This is a genomic window from Streptomyces violaceus (genome assembly GCF_036014075.1).
Classification (GTDB): Bacteria; Actinomycetota; Actinomycetes; order Streptomycetales; family Streptomycetaceae; genus Streptomyces; species Streptomyces violaceus.
The window spans coordinates 5,764,379-5,783,976 of record NZ_CP107911.1; the positions used below are offsets into that span (position 1 = coordinate 5,764,379).

Genomic DNA, 19,598 nt, shown 5'->3' on the forward strand with positions numbered 1-19,598 from the left:
GGGACTCCAGAGGGGCTCATATCAGGTTCGCCGCGAACTTAGGGCGAATTCAGGGGACTTCACCGGAATGTCCGGAGCCGCAGACTGTTCGTGACGACGAAGACCGATGAGAAGGCCATCGCGGCCCCCGCGATCATCGGGTTCAGCAGCCCCGCGGCGGCCAGCGGCAGCGCGGCCACGTTGTAGCCGAAGGCCCACACGAGATTGCCGTTGATCGTGGCCAGCGTCCGGCGCGACAGCCGGATCGCGTCCGCGGCCACCCGCAGGTCGCCGCGCACCAGCGTCAGATCGCCCGCCTCGATCGCCGCGTCCGTGCCGGTGCCCATGGCCAGGCCCAGATCGGCGGTGGCGAGCGCGGCCGCGTCGTTGACGCCGTCGCCCACCATGGCGACGACCCGCCCCTCGGCCCGCAGCCGCCGTACGGCGTCGACCTTGTCCTCGGGCAGGACCTCCGCGACCACCTGGTCGATCCCGACGGCCTTCGCCACCGCCTCGGCCACCGCCCGGTTGTCCCCGGTCAGCAGCACCGGCGTGAGCCCCAGCGCGCGCAGCTCGCGCACCGCCTCGGCGCTGCTCTCCTTGACCGCGTCCGCCACGGCCAGCACGGCCCGCGCCGTTCCGTCCCAGCCGGCCACGACGGCCGTACGCCCGGCCCGCTCGGCCTCGTCCCGCGCGCGGGCCAGCTCCGGCGGTACGTCGTCGAAGAGCCGCCCCACGGCGACCTCACGGCCCGCCACACGCCCGCGTACGCCCCGCCCGGGGACGCTCCGGAACCCCTCGACGTCCGGGAGCTGTCCGGCCCGCTCCCCGGCGCCCAGCGCGATCGCCCGCGCGACGGGGTGCTCGGAGGCGTGCTCGACGGCGCCCGCGAGCCGCAGCACCTCCTTCGCGTCGGCACCCTCGGCGACGTACACCTCCTGGAGGGTCATCCGGCCCGTGGTGACCGTGCCGGTCTTGTCCAGGACGACCGTGTCGATCCGGCGCGTGGACTCCAGGACCTCCGGGCCCTTGATGAGGATGCCGAGCTGGGCGCCGCGGCCCGTGCCGACCATCAGCGCGGTCGGGGTGGCCAGGCCCAGCGCGCACGGGCAGGCGATGATCAGGACCGCCACGGCCGCGGTGAAGGCGGCGACACCGTCGCCGGTCAGCCCGAGCCACACCCCGGCCGTTGCGACGGCGATCAGCAGCACCACCGGCACGAAGATCCCGGAGATCCGGTCGGCGAGCCGCTGCACCTCGGCCTTGCCGTTCTGCGCGTCCTCCACGAGCTTCGCCATCCGCGCGAGCTGGGTGTCGGCGCCGACCCGGGTGGCCTCGACGACGAGCCGGCCACCGGCGTTGACCGTCGCGCCGGTGACCGTGTCCCCGGCCGCCACGTCCACCGGCACCGACTCACCGGTCAGCATCGAGGCGTCCACCGCGGAGGCTCCCTCGACCACCGTGCCGTCGGTGGCGATCTTCTCGCCGGGCCGTACGACGAACCGGTCGCCGACCGCCAGCCGCTGCGCCGGGATCCGCACCTCGCGCCCGTCCCGCAGGACGGCCACGTCCTTGGTGCCCAGCTCCAGCAGCGCCCGGAGCGCGGCCCCGGCGCGGCGCTTGGAGCGGGCCTCCAGATAGCGGCCCAGCAGGATGAAGGCGGTGACGCCGGAGGCGACCTCCAGGTAGATCTGCGAGGCGCCGTCGCCGCGCGAGACCGTGAGTTCGAAGGGGTGCCGCATGCCGGGCATGCCCGCGTCGCCGAGGAACAGCGCCCAGAGGGACCAGCCGAACGCGGCGAGCGTGCCGAGGGCGACCAGCGTGTCCATGGTGGCGGCGCCGTGCCGGGCGTTCGTCCAGGCGGCCCGGTGGAAGGGCAGTCCGCCCCAGACGACGACCGGCGCGGCGAGGGTGAGCGAGAGCCACTGCCAGTTGTCGAACTGGAGGGCCGGGATCATCGCCAGCAGGACGACGGGCACCGCGAGGGCGGCGGAGACGGCCAGGCGCCGGCGCAGGGTCGAGAGCTCGGGGTCCTCGTCCGCTGCGGCTTCCTCCTCGGGCGCGGGTGCGGGCTCCTCGGCGGTGTACCCGGTCTTCACCACGGTGGCGATCAGATCGGCGACCTCGGTGCCCGCGGGGTAGCTGACCCTGGCCTTCTCCGTCGCGTAGTTCACCGTGGCCGTGACGCCGTCCATACGGTTGAGCTTCTTCTCGACGCGGGCCGCGCAGGAGGCGCAGGTCATCCCGCCGATGAGCAGCTCGACCTCGGCGACCGCCGGCTCGCGGTCCGGCGGCGCCTGGGCGGTGGTGCTGGTCATGTCCTTCACTCCAGGAGGTGGCGGGGTGCCCGGGAAGCGGAACGGGCCGTACGGGCCGGGGCGGCGGCAGTACGGCCCGTACGTGGTACGAGTGCCAGGTCTGGAGCGTCTCAGGCCTGGCGTCCCGGGCTCCGGGGCCCGGCACTCGGTGACGGGGTCAGGCCCTGCCGGCCAGCTCGAAGCCGGCCTCGTCGACGGCGGCGCGTACGGCCTCGTCCTCGAGCGGGGCCGCGGAGACGACGGTGACCTCGCCGGTCGAGGCGACGGCCGTCACCGAGCTGACGCCGGAGATCCCGGAGATCTCGCCGGAGACCGCGCCCTCGCAGTGTCCGCAGCTCATGCCGCTCACCTTGTAGACGGTGGTGACGGGGCCCGTGGTGTCGGTCTGGGCGGTCATGTCGTTACTCCTCGTCGAGGCATGTGGGGCTGTGGCGGCCTGTGGGGGGTCCGCACCCATCCCACTGTACCCCTAGGGGGTATCACTTCACGACGTCCCCGACCAGCGGTCGCAGGTAGCGAAGGAGGACGTCCTTCAACTCCTGGACGTACGCCTCCCGCTCGGCGCCTTCGTGGGCCAGGATCAGCTCCAGGCCGGCCATGTAGATGCCGACGCACATCCGGGCGGTGCGGGTGACGGCGGGGGCGGGCGCGTCGGGCACGAACGGGGCGAGGAACGTCTCGACCCGGGTGACCAGCGTGGTGTGCAGCGCGTCGTGCTCCTCGGCGATGCGCCCCGGGATGTCGGGGCCGTGCATCAGCGCGAAGAAGGCCGGGTGGCGGCAGTTGAACTCGATGAAGCGGTCGACCGTCCCGGCGATCACCTCCTCGACCGGCGTCACCGCGGGGTCGATCGGGGCGAGGACCTCGTCGTACGACTGCCGCATCTCGTGCATGAGCCGACTGCCCAGCTCGATCGCGATCGCTTCCTTGTTCGGGAAGAACTGGTACAGCGTCCCCGGTGAGACGCCCGCCTCGCGGGCGATGGCGTTGGTGCTGGCGGCCGTGTAACCGGTGTTGGAGAAGACCGTCGCGGCAGCCTCGAGCAGCTGGGTGATCCGGCGCTCGCCGCGGGCCTGGCGACGGCGCGGCCGGTCCTCGGTCACCGCGGTCCCCTCTGTTCCGGGCTTCTCGGTCTTCTCGGTCTTCTCGGGCACGCGCTATCCCCAGGTCTCATCACACGATTGACAAACGCGAGCGGTCGCTCGCATTCTTAGGACAGAAATGCGAGCGATCTCTCGTGTTTGCCAGTCTATGGCAGCTCCGTGCTGTCAGGCTGCGCCTGGACACGGGTCACGGTGAAGGGGACACCGCACGATGACCGAAGTCAACACACCACCACGCGTCGGACGGTGGACCCGCTTCGTAACGGCGAGGCCCAGACTGTCGCTGCTGGTGGCACTGGTGCTCACCGCGCTCGCTGTGCTGGCCGGCAGCGGCGTCGCCGACCGGCTCGGCGCCGGCGGCTGGGAGGATCCGGCCGCCGAGTCCACCCGTGCGACCAAGGCCCTGGAGCGCGAGTTCCCCGGCTCCCAGCCCAACTTGCTGCTCCTGGTCGACGCGGGCGACGCCTCGGTTGACGACCCGGCCGTCGCCGCCCATGCCAAGCGTCTCGCCGAGCGGCTGGCGAGCGAGCGGGGCGTCACCGGCATCGGCTCCTACTGGCAGTCCGGCACCCCGGCCCTGCGCGCCGAGGACGGTCACGAGGCGCTGATAGCCGCCCGCATCACGGGCGACGAGAAGACCGCCGCCGAGACCCTGGAGCGCATCGCACCCCAGTACCGCGGCGTGCACGGCCCGGTGGAGGTCACCGTCGGCGGCCCGGTCGCCGTGCGGCACGAGATGCAGACGATCATTCAGGAGGACCTGACCCGGGCCGAGCTCATCGCCCTGCCGGTGACGCTCGTGCTGCTGGTGATGGTCTTCGGCAGCGCGGTCGCGGCCCTGCTGCCGCTCGGCATCGGCATCGTCGCCATCCTCGGGACCAACGCGATCCTGCGCGGCCTCACCGAACTCACCGACGTGTCCGTGTTCGCGATCAACCTCACCACGGCCCTCGGCCTCGGCCTCGCCGTCGACTACGCGCTGTTCATCGTCCGCCGCTACCGCGAGGAACTGTCCACGGGCGCCGAGCCCTTGACAGCGATCGGCACCACTCTGCGCACCGCGGGCCGCACGGTGCTGTTCTCCGCCCTCACGGTCGCCGTGTCCCTGGCCGCGATGCTGGTCTTCCCGCAGTACTTCCTGCGGTCCTTCGCCTACGCCGGGATCGCCGTGGTGCTGCTGGCCGCGGCGGCCGCGCTGATCCTGCTCCCGGCGGCGCTGACGCTGCTCGGGCACCGGGTCAACGCCCTGGACCTGCGCCGCGTGCTCCGGCGCGGACACCGGCCGAAGCCCGCCGGGGAAGAGGGCAGAACCTGGGCGCGTACGGCAACGCTCGTCATGCGCCGCGCCCCGTTCTTCGCCCTGGGCACCACGGCCGCCCTCGTCCTGCTCGGACTGCCCTTCCTGGGCGTGAAGTTCGGCACCGCCGACGACCGTCAGCTGCCCTCGGCCTCCGAGTCCCACGTCGTGCAGCAGCACATCCGGGAGGGCTTCCCCGGCAGCCCCGACGGCGGCCTCGAAGTGCTCGCCGAGGGCCGCGCGACCGAGGCGCAGTACGACGCCTACAAGGAGCGGATCGCCGGACTGCCTGATGTGCAGCGGGTCGACGGGCCACTGGTGAAGGGCGACTCCGCCTACTTCACGGTGCTGCCGAAGGGCGAGGCGGTCGACGATCCGGCCCAGCGCCTGGTCGGTGAACTGCGCGAGGTCCGCGCCCCCTTCGACACCGAGGTGACCGGCGCGGCGGCCGTCCTGGTCGACTCCAAGGACGCCATAGGGGAGCGCCTGCCGCTCGCGGCGGTCTTCATCACCATCGTCACCCTGCTCCTGGTCTTCCTCCTCACGGGCAGCGTGCTGATACCGATCCAGGCGGTCGTGCTCAACGCGCTCAGTCTGACGGCCATGTTCGGCGCGGTCGTCTGGATCTTCCAGGACGGCCACCTGTCCGGCCTGCTCGGCTTCACCAGTCCCGGTTCCATAGAGACGACCCTGCCGGTCCTGATGTTCTGTGTGGCCTTCGGCCTGTCCATGGACTACGGGGTGTTCCTGCTCTCCCGAATCAAGGAGGAGTACGACCACACCGGCGACCACGAGCAGGCCGTCCGGCACGGCCTGCAGCGCACGGGCGGGCTGATCACCGCGGCGGCGGTCATCCTGGCCGTGGTCATGGTCGCGATCGGCACCTCCCGGGTGACCAACACCAAAATGCTCGGCCTGGGGATCGCGCTGGCGGTCCTGATGGACGCGATGATCGTCCGCAGCCTCCTGGTCCCCGCGGTCATGCGCCTCACGGGCCGCGCCACCTGGTGGGCCCCGGGCCCGCTGCGCCGCTTCCACGAGCGTTTCGGCCTGAGCGAGGGCGAACCAGGACCGGCCAAGGAGACGGAAGAGGCCAGAGACAAGGTCGGAGCGTCGCATGCTTGATCGCCCGGGAAGGTAGGAGCACTCCGGGATCCCGGACATGCGCGAACCGGACATGAACGAGAAGGCGGTGGGCCATGCGGGCCGTGGTGTTCGAGCGGTACGGGGAGACGGCCGAGGTGCGGGAGGTCGCGGATCCGCAGCCCGCGGAGCACGGGGTCGTCGTGCGGGTCGAGGCCACCGGCCTGTGCCGCAGCGACTGGCACGGCTGGCAGGGCCACGACCCGGACATCGCACTGCCGCATGTGCCGGGGCACGAACTCGCCGGTGTCGTCGAGGCGGTGGGCGCCCGGGTGACCGGATGGCGGCCCGGCGACCGGGTCACCGTGCCGTTCGTCTGCGCCTGCGGCTCCTGCCCGTCCTGTGCGGCGGGCGACCATCAGGTGTGCGAGCGCCAGACCCAGCCCGGCTTCACCCACTGGGGCTCCTTCGCTCAGTACGTGGCGCTGGACCACGCCGACGTGAACCTCGTGGCACTCCCCGGGGAAATGTCCTTCGCGACGGCGGCCTCCCTCGGCTGCCGGTTCGCCACGGCGTACCGGGCGGTGGTGCGGCAGGGCCGGGTCGCGGCGGGGGAGTGGGTCGCGGTGCACGGCTGCGGCGGGGTCGGGCTCTCGGCGGTGATGATCGCGGCGGCGTCGGGAGCGCGGGTCGTGGCCGTCGACGTATCGGCCCAAGCGCTGGACCTGGCGCGGAGGTTCGGGGCCGCGCAGTGCCTGGACGCGACAGCGGTGCCGGACACCGCGGTGGCGGTCCGCGACCTGACCGGCGGCGGCGCCCACCTCTCCCTCGACGCCCTCGGCTCACCCGCCACCTGCGCCGCCTCCGTGAACGGCCTGCGCCGCCGCGGCCGGCACGTCCAGGTCGGCCTGCTGCCCTCTCCGACCGGCACGACCCCCGTCCCGATGGCCCGCGCCATCGCCCTGGAGCTTGAACTCCTCGGCAGCCACGGCATGGCCGCACACGGCTACCCGCCGATGCTGGAGCTGGTCCGCAGTGGTGTGCTGCGCCCCGACCTGCTGGTGACGTCCACGATCACACTGGACGAGGTCCCGGCCGCGCTTGCGGGGATGGGGACGGCGCCAGGAGCGGGGGCGACGGTCATCGAGCCGTGGCGCTGACGCCCCCGCAGACCGACGCGAGAGGTCAGTCGTCTCTTCGTGCGCGGTTGCCGGGCCTGGAGGCGACCCAGGCCCGGACCGTGTCGGCGTACCAGTAGGGCTTGCCGCTCTCGACATGGTCGGGCGGCGGCAGCAGACCGTGCTTGCGGTAGGACCGCACGGTGTCCGGCTGCACCCGGATGTGTGCCGCGATCTCCTTGTAGGACCAGAGCTTTCGTTCGGTCATGACATGCACCTCCCCGCGCGCACCACGGCGGCAGCCGTGGACGGCCGTCCGGGGGAGCCGGGCGCTGCGCTGGCGATCAACAAGCCTGTGCCGGGTCAACGACGCTCGGTGACACGAGGCAGGGCCTGTGTGCCGGGTGTGACGGAAAACCTGTGCACGCGCGACATGTGTGACAGGAAGGGGGCGTTTGTGACACAGCCGGGGCAAAGCCGCGCGCCGGACCGTCGGCGGGGCGCCTTGACGCGGCACCCCGATCTGTTCGAGCCGGACGGCGACGCTGCCGTGGTGCAGGTGGTGCAGGTGGTGCAGGTGGTGCAGGTGGTGCAGGTGGTGCAGGTCGGCCGCTCGGCGCCGAGCGGCGCGCAACCGGGTCGGACCGACACCGAGGCCTGACCCTGCGGAACGGTGAGACCCGGACCAGGGCATACGGAAAGCGCTGTCGTGATCTGGTCCGAATGTCCGGACAAAACATTGACAGGGCTTCGTGAAGGGAGCTACAAAACCGGGGAGAGCCGACACCGAGGGGTATCCGATGGCGTACGACCTGATCACCATGGGGCGGATCGGAGTGGATCTGTATCCGCTCCAGACGGGCGTCCCGCTGCCGCAGGTCACCTCCTTCGGCAAGTTCCTCGGCGGCTCGGCGACGAACGTCGCGGTCGCCGCGGCCCGCCTGGGACGCCGGACCGCGGTGATCACGCGCACCGGCGACGACCCCTTCGGCACCTACCTGCACGAGGCCCTGAAGGACTTCGGCGTGGACGACCGCTGGGTCACCCCGGTCCCCGGCCTGCCCACCCCGGTCACCTTCTGCGAGGTCTTCCCGCCGGACGACTTCCCGCTGTACTTCTACCGCCTGCCCAAGGCCCCCGACCTGGAGATCGACGCCCACGAGCTCGACCTCGACGCCATCCGCGACGCCCGGGTCTTCTGGGTCACGGGCACGGGCCTGAGCGAGGAACCGAGCCGCACGGCGACCATCGCGGCCCTCGCCCACCGCGCCAAGTCCGGCACGACGGTCTTCGACCTCGACTGGCGCCCGATGTTCTGGAACGACCCCGACGCGGCCCGCCCCTTCTACGAGGAGGCCCTGCGCCACACCACCGTCGCGGTCGGCAACCTCGACGAGGTGGAGGTCGCCACGGGCGTGCGCGAACCCCACGCCGCCGCCCGCGCCCTCCTCGACGCGGGCGTCGAACTGGCCGTCGTCAAGCAGGGACCCAAGGGCGTCCTGGCCGTCAACCGCGAGGGCGCGAGCGCCGAGGTCCCGCCGCTGCCCGTGAACGTCCTCAACGGCCTGGGCGCCGGCGACGCCTTCGGCGGCTCCCTGGTCCACAGCCTCCTGGCCGGCTGGGACCTGGAGAAGACCATGCGGCACGCCAACGCCGCCGGCGCCATCGTCGCCTCCCGCCTGGAGTGCTCCTCCGCGATGCCCGCCCCGGGCGAGATCGAGGCGGCCGTCACCGCGGGGGCCGTCAAGTGACCGTCGACGTCTCCGAACTCGTCCGCCTGCGCAGCCACCGCCCGGAGGCGATCGCCGAGGCCGCCGCCCGCCGCTCCCGCCGGCCCCTGCTGAACGACAACGGCCGGCTGATGATCGTCGCCGCCGACCACCCGGCCCGCGGCGCCCTCGGCGTCGGCGGCCGCAGCATGGCCATGGCCAACCGCGCCGACCTCCTCGAACGCCTTTGCCTGGCCCTGTCCCGCCCGGGCGTGGACGGCGTCCTCGCCACCGCCGACATCCTCGACGACCTGCTGCTGCTCGGCGCACTCGACGGCAAGGTCGTCCTGGGCTCGATGAACCGCGGTGGCCTCCAGGGCGCGAGCTTCGAACTCGACGACCGCTTCACCGGCCACCGCCCCGAGGACATCGAGCGCCTCGGCTTCGACGCGGGCAAGCTGCTCCTGCGCATCGACTACGACGACCCGGGCTCCCTCACCACCCTGGAATCCACCGCCCGGGCCGTCGACGCCATGGCCGCCCGCCGGCTGCCCGTCTTCGTCGAGCCCTTCATCTCCCGCCGCGACGAGACGGGCCGGCTGCGCAACGACCTCTCCGCCGAGGCCGTCACCAAGTCGATCGCCATCGCCTCGGGCCTGGGCGGCAGTTCGGCCTACACCTGGCTCAAGGTCCCGGTCACCGAGAACCCCGACGACATGGCCGAGGTCATGGCGGCCTCCACGCTGCCCGCCGTACTGCTCGGCGGGGAGGTGGGCGGCTCCGCTGAGGAACAGGACGGGGCGTACGAGAAGTGGCGCGGCGCCCTCCAGCTGCCCACCGTGCGCGGGCTGGTGGTCGGCCGTTCGTTGCTGTACCCGGCGGACGGCGATGTGGCCGCCGCCGTGGACACCGCCGTAGGACTGCTGTGAGGGCCGCTTCATGACCAGTGAGCCGTACGTCCTCAAGGAGAACTCCCCCCTCCCGGGCGGGGAGAGCGTGTGCGCGTCGGCCGCCGCCGGCTTCGCGTACGAGCCCCGTGACGCCCGGGCCCAGATCGCCTCCGGCGCGGGAGGCCGCTTTGCTTTGGCAGGAGCGAAGTGCGAGCGACAACTCCCCGCCCGCTACGGCCCCGCGCCGGAGGTCCCCCACACCAAGCGGGAGGGACACCGATGACGACCAGGCTGACGGTCGCTCAGGCGCTCGTACGCTTCCTGTCCGCCCAGTACACCGAACGCGACGGCGTACGGCAGCGGCTCATCGGCGCCACCTGGGGCATCTTCGGCCACGGCAACGTCGCCGGCATCGGCCAGGCGCTGCTGGAGCACCCCGACGCGATGCCGTACCACCAGGGCCGCAACGAACAGGCCATGGTGCACGCCGCGGTCGGCTACGCCCGGCAGTCCAACCGGCTGTCCACCCACGCGGTCACCACCTCCATCGGCCCGGGCGCCACCAACCTGGTCACCGGCGCCGCCCTCGCGACGATCAACCACGTGCCGGTGCTGCTCCTGCCCGGCGACGTGTTCGCGACCCGCCCCGCCGACCCGGTCCTGCAGCAGCTCGAAGTGCCGTACGCGGGCGACGTGTCGGTCAACGACTGCCTGCGCCCGGTGTCGAAGTACTTCGACCGGATCACCCGGCCGGAGGCCCTGATCCCCTCCGCCCTGAACGCGATGCGCGTCCTCACCGACCCCGTCGAGACCGGCGCCGTCACCCTCGCACTGCCCCAGGACGTGCAGGCCGAGGCCTACGACTGGCCCGAGGAGTTCTTCGCCGAGCGCGTCTGGACCGTACGGCGTCCCGGCGCCGACCCGACGGAACTCGCCGAGGCGGTACGAATCATCCGCGCCGCGGCACGGCCCCTGGTCGTCGCGGGCGGCGGCGTCCACCACAGCCGCGCCGAGGAGGCACTCGCCGAGTTCGCCGAGACCACCGGCATCCCGGTCGCCTCCACCCAGGCCGGCAAGGGCTCCCTGCGTCACGACCACGCCCAGGACGTCGGCGGCGTCGGCCACACCGGTACGGCGACGGCCGACGAACTCGCCCGCACCGCCGACCTGGTGATCGGCGTCGGCACCAGGTACACCGACTTCACCACCGCCTCCGGCACGCTCTTCTCGAACCCGGATGTCCGGTTCCTCAACCTCAACATCGCCTCCTTCGACGGCCACAAGCTCGCCGGGCACCCCCTCATCGCCGACGCCCGCAGCGGCCTGACGGAACTCACCGACGCCCTCCGCCTGCACGCGTACCGGGTCGCCGGCTCCTACGCCACCGAGTACACCGAGGACAAGGAACGCTGGGAGCAGCGCGTCGACGCCTGCTACGAGGTGGACGAACCGGACACCCGCCCCAGCCAGCCGCAGGTCCTCGGCGCCCTGGACGAGCTCGCCGACGAGTCGGACATCCTGATCAACGCCGCCGGTTCCCTCCCCGGCGACCTGCACAAACTGTGGCGGACGCGCTCGTACGACCAGTACCACCTGGAATACGGCTACTCCTGCATGGGCTACGAGATCCCGGCCGCGATCGGCGTGAGGATGGCCGCTCCCGACCGGCCCGTATGGGCGCTGGTCGGCGACGGCACGTATCTGATGATGCCGACCGAGATCGTCACAGCCGTGCAGGAGGGCATCGCGATCAAGGTCCTGATCATCCAGAACCACGGCTACGCGTCCATCGGCGGTCTGTCCGAGTCGGTGGGCGGCGAGCGGTTCGGCACCGCCTACCGCTTCCCGTCCGAGGACGGCGCGTACACGGGGCCGCCACTGCCGGTGGACCTCGCCGCCAACGCGGCCAGCCTCGGCATGCGCGTGCTGCGCGCGAAGACCGTACGGGACCTCAGGGAGGCCCTCGCTCAGGCCCGGGCCGCCGACACTCCCACATGTGTCTACGTCGAGACCCAAACGGCAGACACAGTGTCGGGCGCGCCTCCCGCGCAGGCCTGGTGGGATGTACCTGTGGCCGAGACCGCGACACGGCCGTCCGCGGTCAAGGCACGTGAGCTGTACGAACGGCACGTCTCCACCCGACGCCGCCATCTGTGAAGGAGTTCCCGGCCATGACGAAGATCGTCAACCACTGGATCGGCGGCAAGACCGTCGAAGGCGCCTCGGGCACGCACGGGCCGGTGACCAACCCGGCGACCGGCGCGGTGACGACGAAGGTCGCGTTCGCCTCGGTGGACGAGGTGGACGCGGCGGTCGCCGCCGCCAAGGAGGCCTACGCCACCTGGGGCCAGTCCTCGCTGGCCCAGCGAACCTCGATCCTCTTCAAGTTCCGGGCGCTGCTGGACGCCAACCGGGACGCCATCGCCGAGCTGATCACCGCCGAGCACGGCAAGGTGCACAGTGACGCGCTCGGCGAGGTGGCCCGCGGCCTGGAGATCGTCGACCTGGCCTGTGGCATCAGCGTCCAGCTCAAGGGCGAGCTGTCGACGCAGGTGGCGAGCCGCGTGGACGTCTCGTCCATCCGCCAGCCGCTCGGGGTCGTCGCGGGCATCACGCCGTTCAACTTCCCGGCGATGGTGCCGATGTGGATGTTCCCCATCGCCATCGCGTGCGGCAACACGTTCGTGCTGAAGCCGTCCGAGAAGGACCCGTCGGCGTCCCTCAAGATCGCCGAGCTGCTGGCGGAAGCCGGGCTGCCGGACGGCGTGTTCAACGTCGTGCACGGCGACAAGGTGGCCGTCGACCGCCTCCTGGAGCACCCGGACGTCAAGGCCGTCTCCTTCGTGGGCTCGACCCCGATCGCCCGCTACATCCACACCACGGCCTCCGCGAACGGCAAGCGTGTCCAGGCCCTGGGCGGCGCCAAGAACCACATGCTGGTCCTCCCCGACGCCGACCTCGACGCGGCCGCCGACGCCGCCGTGTCGGCCGCCTACGGCTCCGCCGGCGAGCGCTGCATGGCCATCTCCGCCGTCGTCGCGGTCGGTTCGATCGGCGACGAACTGGTGGAGAAGATCCGCGAGCGCGCCGAGAAGATCAAGATCGGCCCCGGCGACGACCCGGCCTCCGAGATGGGCCCGCTGATCACCAAGGTCCACCGCGACAAGGTCGCCTCCTACGTCGAGGGCGCGGCGGCCGAGGGCTGCGAGGTCGTCCTGGACGGTTCGGCGTACACCTATGAAGGGGCCGGCTTCGAGGACGGCCACTGGATCGGCATCTCGCTGCTCGACAAGGTGCCCACGTCGGCGAAGGCCTACCAGGACGAGATCTTCGGCCCGGTGCTGACCGTGCTGCGCACCGAGACCTACGAGGAGGCCCTGGAGCTCATCAACGCCTCGCCGTTCGGCAACGGCACCGCGATCTTCACCCGGGACGGCGGCGCGGCCCGCCGCTTCCAGCTCGAGGTCGAGGCCGGCATGGTCGGCGTGAACGTCCCGATCCCGGTCCCCGTCGGCTACCACTCCTTCGGCGGCTGGAAGGACTCGCTCTTCGGCGACCACCACATCTACGGCAACGACGGCACGCACTTCTACACCCGCGGCAAGGTCGTCACCACCCGCTGGCCGGACCCGGCCGACGCCCCGGCGGGCGTGGACCTGGGCTTCCCGCGCAACCACTGAGCCGAGCGCCCTAAAGGGGCGCGGGGAACTGCGCGACAAGCCACAACGCACCCGCACCCGGCACACAAGAGACCCCACCGAGCCGGAGGCCGTACACCACCCGCGGTATGCCGAAGGCCCCCCGTACGCCTCTGGGAGTGGTGCCACTTCAGCCTCCGGTCGACAACTGTTCGACAGGTTGACCCCGTACCGTTGACGCATGGATCTTCGACTGCCCGGACTCCACGGGCTGCTTCGGAGGCCCCGGAGGCTCCTCGCCGCCGGGGCCGCCGTCGTCGTCCTCGTGGGAGCCGGCACGTGGACGGCCGTCGCGAACGACGAGACGCCCCCGGTCCACCGCTCCGACCGGGTCCAGGACATGGGGAACGGAGTGCGCATCGACACGTCGTACTTCACCTCCGGCGGCGACGGCCGCCGCCCCGCCGTGCTGCTCGGCCACGGCTTCGGCGGCAGCAAGAAGGACGTACGGCAGCAGGCCGAGGGCCTCGCCAGAGACGGCTACGCGGTCCTGACCTGGTCGGCGCGCAGTTTCGGCAAGTCGACCGGGAAGATCGGGCTGAACGACCCCGAGGGCGAGGTCGCCGACGCCTCGAAGCTCATCGACTGGCTGGCGAAGCAGCCCCAGGTCGAGCTCGACAGGGCCGGAGATCCGCGCGTGGGCATGGCGGGCGGCTCCTACGGCGGCGCCATCGCGCTGCTGACGGCGGGGCACGACGACCGGGTCGACGCCATCGCCCCGGCGATCACGTACTGGAACCTCGCCGACGCGCTGTTCCCGAACGGCGTGTTCAAGAAGCTGTGGGCCGGCATCTTCGTCAACTCCGGCGGTGGCTGCGAGAAGTTCGAGCCCGCGCTGTGCCGGATGTACGAGCGGGTCGCCGAGTCGGGCACGCCGGACGCCGAGGCGCGCAAGCTGCTCGAGGCGCGCTCACCGTCCGCCGTGGGGAAGGACATCGACGTGCCGACCCTGCTGATGCAGGGCCAGTCGGACTCCCTCTTCCCGCTCGGCCAGGCCGACCAGGCCGCGAAGGCCATCCGCGCCAACGGCGCCCCCGTCGACGTCGACTGGATCGCGGGCGGCCACGACGGCGGCGACATGGAGAGCGGCCGCGTCCAAAACCGGGTCACGACCTGGTTCGACCGCTACCTGAAGCAGGACAAGGCCGCCGACACCGGCCCCGCCTTCCGCGTCACCCGCACCCTCGGCATGGGCTCCGGCGACGGCGAACCCCGCCTGACCGGCGTGACCTCGGACCGCTACCCCGGCCTGGAGGCCGAGCGGCGCTCCATCGCCCTGGCCGGCCGTGAGCAGAGCTTCGACAGCCCGCCCGGCGCCAGCCCGCCCGGCGTCTCCGCCCTGCCCGGCCTCGGCGGCGTCGGCGGCCTCAGCCAGCTCTCCACCCTCGGCATCGGCATCTCGCTCGACTTCCCCGGCCAGTTCGCCGCGTTCGAGTCGGCCCCCTTCACCGAGGACGTCCAGATCACCGGCTCGCCCACCGCCACCGTCCACGTGAAGTCCACCAGCGACGACGCCGTGCTCTTCGCCAAGGTCTACGACGTCGGCCCGGGCGGCGGCTCCCAGCCGGTCCTGCCCTCCCAGCTCGTCACGCCCCTGAGGGTCGAGGGCGCCAAGGCCGGCAAGGACGTCACGATCACCCTCCCGGCGATCGACCACGAGATCGACGACGGCCACCGGCTGCGCCTGGTCCTCGCCTCGACGGACCTCGGCTACGCCTCCCCGGTCTCCCCGGCGACGTACACCGTCTCCCTCAAGGGCGATCTGAAGGTCCCCTCGGCCCTCGGCCAGCGTGACACCCAGGGCGGGCTGCCCGCCTGGGTGTGGTGGATGCCGATCGCCGGCGCCGTGATCGCCCTGGCCCTGATCATCACGGGCCGTCGCCGCACGGCGGCCCCCGCCCCGCCCGACCCCGGGATGGCCGAAGTCCCGCTCCAGATCACGGACCTGACCAAGCGCTACGCCAAGTCCTCCGACCGGTACGCCGTCAAGGACCTGTCCTTCCGCGTGGAGAAGGGCCAGGTGCTGGGCCTCCTCGGCCCCAACGGAGCGGGCAAGACGACCACCCTGCGCATGCTGATGGGCCTGATCAAGCCGGACGGCGGCGAGATCCGTGTCTTCGGCCACGCCATCAGCCCGGGCGCCCCGGTCCTCTCCCGGGTCGGCGCCTTCGTCGAGGGCGCGGGTTTCCTGCCGCACCTGTCCGGCCGCGAGAACCTGGAGCTGTACTGGCGCGCCACCGGCCGCCCCGCCGAGGACGCGCACATGGAGGAGGCCCTGGAGATCGCGGGCCTGGGCGACGCGCTCGCCCGCGCGGTGCGCACCTACTCCCAGGGCATGCGCCAGCGCCTCGCCATCGCCCAGGCCATGCTCGGCATGCCGGACCTGCTCATCCTCGACGAACCGACCAACGGCCTGGACCCGCCCCAGATCCGCGAGATGCGCGAGGTGATGATCCGCTACGCCGCCGCGGGGCGCACGGTCATCGTCTCCAGCCACCTCCTCGCGGAGGTCGAGCAGACCTGCACCCACCTGGTCGTGATGGACCACGGACAGCTCGTCCAGGCGGGCCCGGTCGAGGACATCGTCGGCTCGGGCGACACCCTCCTGGTGGGCACGGCCACGCCGGTGGACGAGCCCGTCGTGGAGAAGGTCGCCGCCCTGCCGGGCGTCGCCTCCGCCGTGCCCGTCGACGAGGGCCTCCTGGTCCAGCTCGACGCCGACGGCACCCCGCAGCGCCTGGTCGCCGAGCTCGTACGGCTGGACGTGCCGGTGCGCTCGGTCGGCCCGCACCGCCGCCTGGAGGACGCCTTCCTCACCCTGATCGGAGCCGAAGCATGAGCAAGCTCGCCGAGCCGCCCGTCGAGGTCGCCGACGGCTACCGCGCGGGCCGCACCCTGCCCTTCCGCGTCGAGCTGGTCCGGCAGCTGAAGCGGCGCCGCACGATGGTCATGGGCGGCGTCCTGTTCGCCCTGCCGATCATCCTGCTGATCGCCTTCCAGGTCGGCGGCGACCCGGGCGGCAACAACAACCGGGTGAACCTCATGGACACGGCGACGGCGTCCGGGGCGAACTTCGCCGCCGTCAACCTCTTCTCCGCCGCCGGCTTCCTGCTCGTCATCCCCGTCGCCCTGTTCTGCGGCGACACGGTCGCCTCGGAGGCGAGCTGGTCCTCCCTGCGCTACCTGCTCGCCGCGCCCGTGCCCCGGGCCCGGCTGCTGTGGTCCAAGCTCGCCGTCGGACTCAGCCTGAGCCTGGCCGCGCTCGTCCTGCTCCCGATCGTCGCCCTGATCGTCGGCACGGCCGCCTACGGCTGGGGCCCGCTCCAGCTGCCCACCGGCGGCACCCTGCCCACCAGCACCGCCGCCGTGCGCATACTGATCGTCGTCGCGTACATCATGGTGTCCCAACTGGTCACCGCGGCCCTCGCGTTCTACCTGTCGACCCGGACGGACGCACCGCTCGGCGCGGTCGGCGGCGCGGTGTTCCTGACCATCATCGGCAGCGTCCTCGACGAGGTGACGGCCCTCGGCGACTGGCGCCACTTCCTGCCCGCGCACTGGCAGTACGCCTGGCTCGACGCGGTCCGGCCGCAGCTGGAGTGGTCGGACATGATCCAGGGCACGTCGATTTCCGTAACGTACGCGCTCGTGCTGTTCGCGCTGGCCTTCCGCGGTTTCGCCCGCAAGGACGTCGTCTCCTAGGTCAACGGAGGGTGTCCTACCGGTCTCGACGGCCCGTCTCCGTGGCCGCTTCGAGACGCTTCCGCAACACCCCGTACCGCACGTTCTCACCCCCTGCGCCGTCACAGTCGCAAGAAGCCGACACCAACGGACCCAGGGGGCACGGACGATGGAGCGGTACCGGATACGAAACCTGTTGCTCGCCGTCACGGCGGCGAGCGGGCTCCTGCTCACCGCGTGCAGCGGAGGCGCCGGCACCAGCGAGGACAGCAAGACGGCCGACCGCGACGGCCACAGCTCGGGCCTGACCGCACCCACGCACCGAGACGAACCCCACGAACAGGAGGACGACCGCCGGGAGAACCCCCGCCACCTCTCCACCTTCGCCCTCGACGTCGACACCGCCTCCTACGACTACGCCCGCCGCGCCCTCGCCGACGGCCGGTTCCCCGACCCCTCGACGGTCCGCCCCGAGGAGTTCGTCAACAGCTTCCGCCAGGACTACGAACGCCCGGACGGCGACGGCTTCTCGGTCACCGTCGACGGCGCCCGCACCGACGACGAGGACTGGTCCCTGGTCCGCGTCGGCCTCGCCACCCGCTCCACGGAAGGCATCGGCGAACGCCCGCCCGCCGCCCTCACCTTCGTCATCGACGTCTCCGGCTCGATGGCCGAACCGGGCCGCCTGGACCTCGCCCAGGAGTCCCTCGCCGTGATGACGGACCGGCTGCGCGACGACGACTCGGTCGCGCTCGTCACCTTCAGCGACGAGGCCGAGACCGTCCTGCCCATGACCCGCCTCGACGGCAACCGCGACGAGATCCACGACGCCATCGCCGAGCTGGAGATCCAGAACTCCACCAACCTCGGAGCGGGCGTCGAGACCGGCTACGAACAGGCCGTCGAGGGCCTTCGCGAGGGCGCCACCAACCGGGTCGTCCTCGTCTCCGACGCCCTCGCCAACACCGGCGACACCGACGCGGATGCCATCCTGGAGCGGATCTCCGGCGAACGCCGCGAGCACGGCATCACCCTCTTCGGCGTCGGCGTGGGCAGCGACTACGGCGACGCCCTCATGGAGAACCTGGCTGACAAGGGCGACGGCCACACCGTCTACGTGTCCGACCCCGGCGAGGCCCGCAAGGTCTTCTGCGAGCAACTCCCGCGCCACATCGACCTCACCGCCCGCGACGCCAAGGCCCAGGTCGCCTTCGACCCTGAGACCGTCGAGGAGTTCCGCCTGGTCGGCTACGACAACCGTCGCGTCGCCAACGAGGACTTCCGCGACGACCGTGTCGACGGCGGCGAGGTCGGCCCCGGCCACACCGTCACCGCCCTGTACGCCGTCCGCACCGAGCCGGGCGCCGAAGGCCACCTCGCCACCGCCACCGTCCGCTGGCTCGACCCGGACACCCGCGACCCCCACGAGGAGTCCGGCGACCTAGAGACCGACGCCCTCCACGACTCCCCGCGTGCCGCCCCCAGCCGCTTCCAGGTCACCGCGGTGGCGGCCTACTTCGCCGACGCCCTCCGCTCGGGAGACGACCGCATCCCGGGAGCCCCGGCCGGCTTCGGGGAACTCGCCGACCGCGCCCGGGCGTTGGCCGACCGCACCGGGGACAGGGCCGTGGACGAACTCGCCGAGGCCATCGAACAGGCGGCCCGCGGGCGGGACTGAGAAGCGCTCGGACTCAGGGGACCCCTTCGCCCGCACGGCGGGCCAACCGGGTGAACCTGCGGAACCAATCCTCCCGTTCCGGGTTGATGAGGCAGTAGAGCATGCGGCGCTGCGATCTTTCACCGCTGCCCCATTCTTCAAGCAGGAGGACAACTACATTGCGACAGACCCTGAGCAAGGGAGCGTTCGCGGCGGCTGCCGCCACCGGGATTCTGTCCCTGTACGGCAGCCCCGCCCTGGCTGACGCCGATGCGTCAGGAGTGGCGAAGGACTCCCCTGGTGTGCTCTCCGGGAACAGCGTGCAGGCGCCGGTCCACGTGCCGGTGAACCTGTGCGGCAACACGGTCAACGGACTCGCGGCGCTCAACAAGGCGATCGGCAACTCCTGCAAGAACACCTCGCACAAGTCGAAGCACCACGACGCGGGCGCGGACGCGTCGGCGGTCGTGAAGGGTTCTCCCGGTGTGGGCTCCGGGAACAACGTGCAGCTGCCGGTCGACGTGCCCGTGAACGTGTGCGGCAACTCCGTCGACGGCGGCGCGCTGTTCAACACGGCGTACGGCAACGACTGCGAGAACGAGTCGTCCGGCGGTGGCGGCTACGGCCACGACCACGGCCACGACACCCCCTCGACGGACGAGGAGAAGACGCCTCCGGTCAAGGAGGTCCCCTCCAGGCCGGACCACGAGACCCCGGACTCCACGACTCCGGACACCGAGACCTCGTCCACCTCCCAGGAAGAGGAAGTGGAGGAGGGCCCGCTGCCCCAGCTGGCCGAGACCGGCAGTGAGGCCCTGGCGGCCGCGTCGGCCGCCAGCGCCGCCCTGATCGTCGGCGGAGTGATGATGTACCGCCGCGGGCGCACCACCTCGTCCCGGTAGCCGTTCCCGGGTGCCGGACGCGATCCGTCCGGCACCGCACCCCACCCGCACCCCCCGTCGATCACGATCCGGGGGGTGTCGGCTGTCCCCTCACCCCCCATGCCCGGCCGCGCGTCCCGGCACCGGAAAAAGGGCCGCTGACGGCTCCGTAGCCGTCAGCGGC

The 19,598-nt window shown here is 72.0% G+C and carries 15 protein-coding genes and 1 pseudogene; 12 read left to right on the forward strand and 4 right to left on the reverse strand.

The window, feature by feature from the left end; genetic code table 11:
* Nucleotides 1–59 precede the first annotated feature (59 nt).
* The 3 genes from OG542_RS26055 to OG542_RS26065 all read right to left on the reverse strand — a co-directional run bounded on the left by OG542_RS26055 (nucleotide 60) and on the right by OG542_RS26065 (nucleotide 3,451).
* Nucleotides 60–2,297, reverse strand: coding sequence for a heavy metal translocating P-type ATPase (locus OG542_RS26055; protein ID WP_328413863.1), 2,238 nt, complete (start codon nucleotides 2,295–2,297; stop codon nucleotides 60–62).
* A gap of 157 nt (nucleotides 2,298–2,454) precedes the next feature.
* Nucleotides 2,455–2,694 carry a heavy-metal-associated domain-containing protein gene (locus OG542_RS26060; protein WP_261681551.1) on the reverse strand — a complete coding sequence of 80 codons (240 nt, stop codon included), beginning with the start codon at nucleotides 2,692–2,694 and terminating at the stop codon, nucleotides 2,455–2,457.
* An 82-nt stretch (nucleotides 2,695–2,776) separates the two neighbouring features.
* The gene (locus tag OG542_RS26065) at nucleotides 2,777–3,451 is read right to left on the reverse strand and encodes a TetR/AcrR family transcriptional regulator (protein ID WP_328413864.1); all 675 of its coding nucleotides are present in this window, start codon (nucleotides 3,449–3,451) and stop codon (nucleotides 2,777–2,779) included.
* Between the two features lie 160 nt (nucleotides 3,452–3,611).
* Between OG542_RS26065 and OG542_RS26070 the strand changes: the two genes are divergently transcribed.
* Both OG542_RS26070 and OG542_RS26075 read left to right on the forward strand, forming a co-directional pair.
* On the forward strand, nucleotides 3,612–5,822 hold the full coding sequence (locus tag OG542_RS26070) for an MMPL family transporter (RefSeq protein ID WP_328413865.1): 2,211 nt from the start codon (nucleotides 3,612–3,614) through the stop codon (nucleotides 5,820–5,822).
* 74 nt (nucleotides 5,823–5,896) lie between these two features.
* On the forward strand, nucleotides 5,897–6,940 hold the full coding sequence (locus OG542_RS26075; protein WP_328413866.1) for a zinc-dependent alcohol dehydrogenase family protein: 1,044 nt from the start codon (nucleotides 5,897–5,899) through the stop codon (nucleotides 6,938–6,940).
* A gap of 25 nt (nucleotides 6,941–6,965) precedes the next feature.
* On the opposite strand, the gene OG542_RS26080 is transcribed toward OG542_RS26075, so the two are convergent.
* A complete protein-coding gene (locus OG542_RS26080; RefSeq protein ID WP_184592873.1) occupies nucleotides 6,966–7,166 on the reverse strand; it encodes a helix-turn-helix transcriptional regulator in 201 nt (66 codons plus the stop codon).
* Nucleotides 7,167–7,169: 3 nt separating this feature from the next.
* Here OG542_RS26080 and OG542_RS26085 point away from each other — a divergent pair, with 3 nt between their 5' ends.
* From OG542_RS26085 to OG542_RS26130, 10 genes and pseudogenes are all read left to right on the forward strand, one after another.
* Nucleotides 7,170–7,559, forward strand: coding sequence for a hypothetical protein (locus OG542_RS26085; RefSeq protein WP_328413867.1), 390 nt, complete (start codon nucleotides 7,170–7,172; stop codon nucleotides 7,557–7,559).
* A gap of 139 nt (nucleotides 7,560–7,698) precedes the next feature.
* Nucleotides 7,699–8,649, forward strand: a complete 951-nt coding sequence (gene iolC, locus OG542_RS26090; RefSeq protein ID WP_328413868.1) for a 5-dehydro-2-deoxygluconokinase — start codon at nucleotides 7,699–7,701, stop codon at nucleotides 8,647–8,649.
* Entirely contained in the window at nucleotides 8,646–9,536 is an 891-nt protein-coding gene (locus OG542_RS26095; RefSeq protein ID WP_311125813.1) for a Cgl0159 family (beta/alpha)8-fold protein, read from the forward strand. Before iolC ends, OG542_RS26095 begins: the two co-directional genes overlap by 4 nt.
* A gap of 49 nt (nucleotides 9,537–9,585) precedes the next feature.
* A pseudogene (locus tag OG542_RS26100) lies at nucleotides 9,586–9,753 on the forward strand (5-deoxy-glucuronate isomerase); the annotation flags it as partial.
* A gap of 23 nt (nucleotides 9,754–9,776) precedes the next feature.
* A complete protein-coding gene (gene iolD / locus OG542_RS26105; RefSeq protein ID WP_328413869.1) occupies nucleotides 9,777–11,654 on the forward strand; it encodes a 3D-(3,5/4)-trihydroxycyclohexane-1,2-dione acylhydrolase (decyclizing) in 1,878 nt (625 codons plus the stop codon).
* A gap of 14 nt (nucleotides 11,655–11,668) precedes the next feature.
* Complete coding sequence (mmsA, locus tag OG542_RS26110) at nucleotides 11,669–13,177, forward strand: CoA-acylating methylmalonate-semialdehyde dehydrogenase (protein WP_328413870.1); 1,509 nt, start codon at nucleotides 11,669–11,671, stop codon at nucleotides 13,175–13,177.
* 199 nt (nucleotides 13,178–13,376) lie between these two features.
* Nucleotides 13,377–16,034 carry an alpha/beta fold hydrolase gene (locus tag OG542_RS26115; protein WP_328413871.1) on the forward strand — a complete coding sequence of 886 codons (2,658 nt, stop codon included), beginning with the start codon at nucleotides 13,377–13,379 and terminating at the stop codon, nucleotides 16,032–16,034.
* Nucleotides 16,031–16,897, forward strand: a complete 867-nt coding sequence (locus tag OG542_RS26120; protein WP_311125809.1) for an ABC transporter permease — start codon at nucleotides 16,031–16,033, stop codon at nucleotides 16,895–16,897. The genes OG542_RS26115 and OG542_RS26120 overlap by 4 nt, the downstream gene beginning before the upstream one ends.
* Nucleotides 16,898–17,045: 148 nt before the next feature.
* Nucleotides 17,046–18,554: a vWA domain-containing protein gene (locus OG542_RS26125; protein ID WP_328413872.1), complete on the forward strand. Its 1,509-nt coding sequence runs from the start codon at nucleotides 17,046–17,048 to the stop codon at nucleotides 18,552–18,554.
* Nucleotides 18,555–18,712: 158 nt separating this feature from the next.
* Nucleotides 18,713–19,435, forward strand: a complete 723-nt coding sequence (locus tag OG542_RS26130) for a chaplin (RefSeq protein ID WP_328413873.1) — start codon at nucleotides 18,713–18,715, stop codon at nucleotides 19,433–19,435.
* Nucleotides 19,436–19,598: the final 163 nt, after the last annotated feature.

Coding starts and splice junctions, on each gene's coding strand:
- OG542_RS26075 (WP_328413866.1), top strand. CDS start 5,897: ATGCGGGCCGTGGTGTTCGAGCGGTACGGGGAGACGGCCGAGGTGCGG.
- OG542_RS26060 (WP_261681551.1), bottom strand. CDS start 2,694: ATGACCGCCCAGACCGACACCACGGGCCCCGTCACCACCGTCTACAAG.
- OG542_RS26120 (WP_311125809.1), top strand. CDS start 16,031: ATGAGCAAGCTCGCCGAGCCGCCCGTCGAGGTCGCCGACGGCTACCGC.
- OG542_RS26070 (WP_328413865.1), top strand. CDS start 3,612: ATGACCGAAGTCAACACACCACCACGCGTCGGACGGTGGACCCGCTTC.
- OG542_RS26055 (WP_328413863.1), bottom strand. CDS start 2,297: ATGACCAGCACCACCGCCCAGGCGCCGCCGGACCGCGAGCCGGCGGTC.
- iolD (WP_328413869.1), top strand. CDS start 9,777: ATGACGACCAGGCTGACGGTCGCTCAGGCGCTCGTACGCTTCCTGTCC.
- OG542_RS26125 (WP_328413872.1), top strand. CDS start 17,046: ATGGAGCGGTACCGGATACGAAACCTGTTGCTCGCCGTCACGGCGGCG.
- mmsA (WP_328413870.1), top strand. CDS start 11,669: ATGACGAAGATCGTCAACCACTGGATCGGCGGCAAGACCGTCGAAGGC.
- OG542_RS26115 (WP_328413871.1), top strand. CDS start 13,377: ATGGATCTTCGACTGCCCGGACTCCACGGGCTGCTTCGGAGGCCCCGG.
- iolC (WP_328413868.1), top strand. CDS start 7,699: ATGGCGTACGACCTGATCACCATGGGGCGGATCGGAGTGGATCTGTAT.
- OG542_RS26085 (WP_328413867.1), top strand. CDS start 7,170: ATGCACCTCCCCGCGCGCACCACGGCGGCAGCCGTGGACGGCCGTCCG.
- OG542_RS26080 (WP_184592873.1), bottom strand. CDS start 7,166: ATGACCGAACGAAAGCTCTGGTCCTACAAGGAGATCGCGGCACACATC.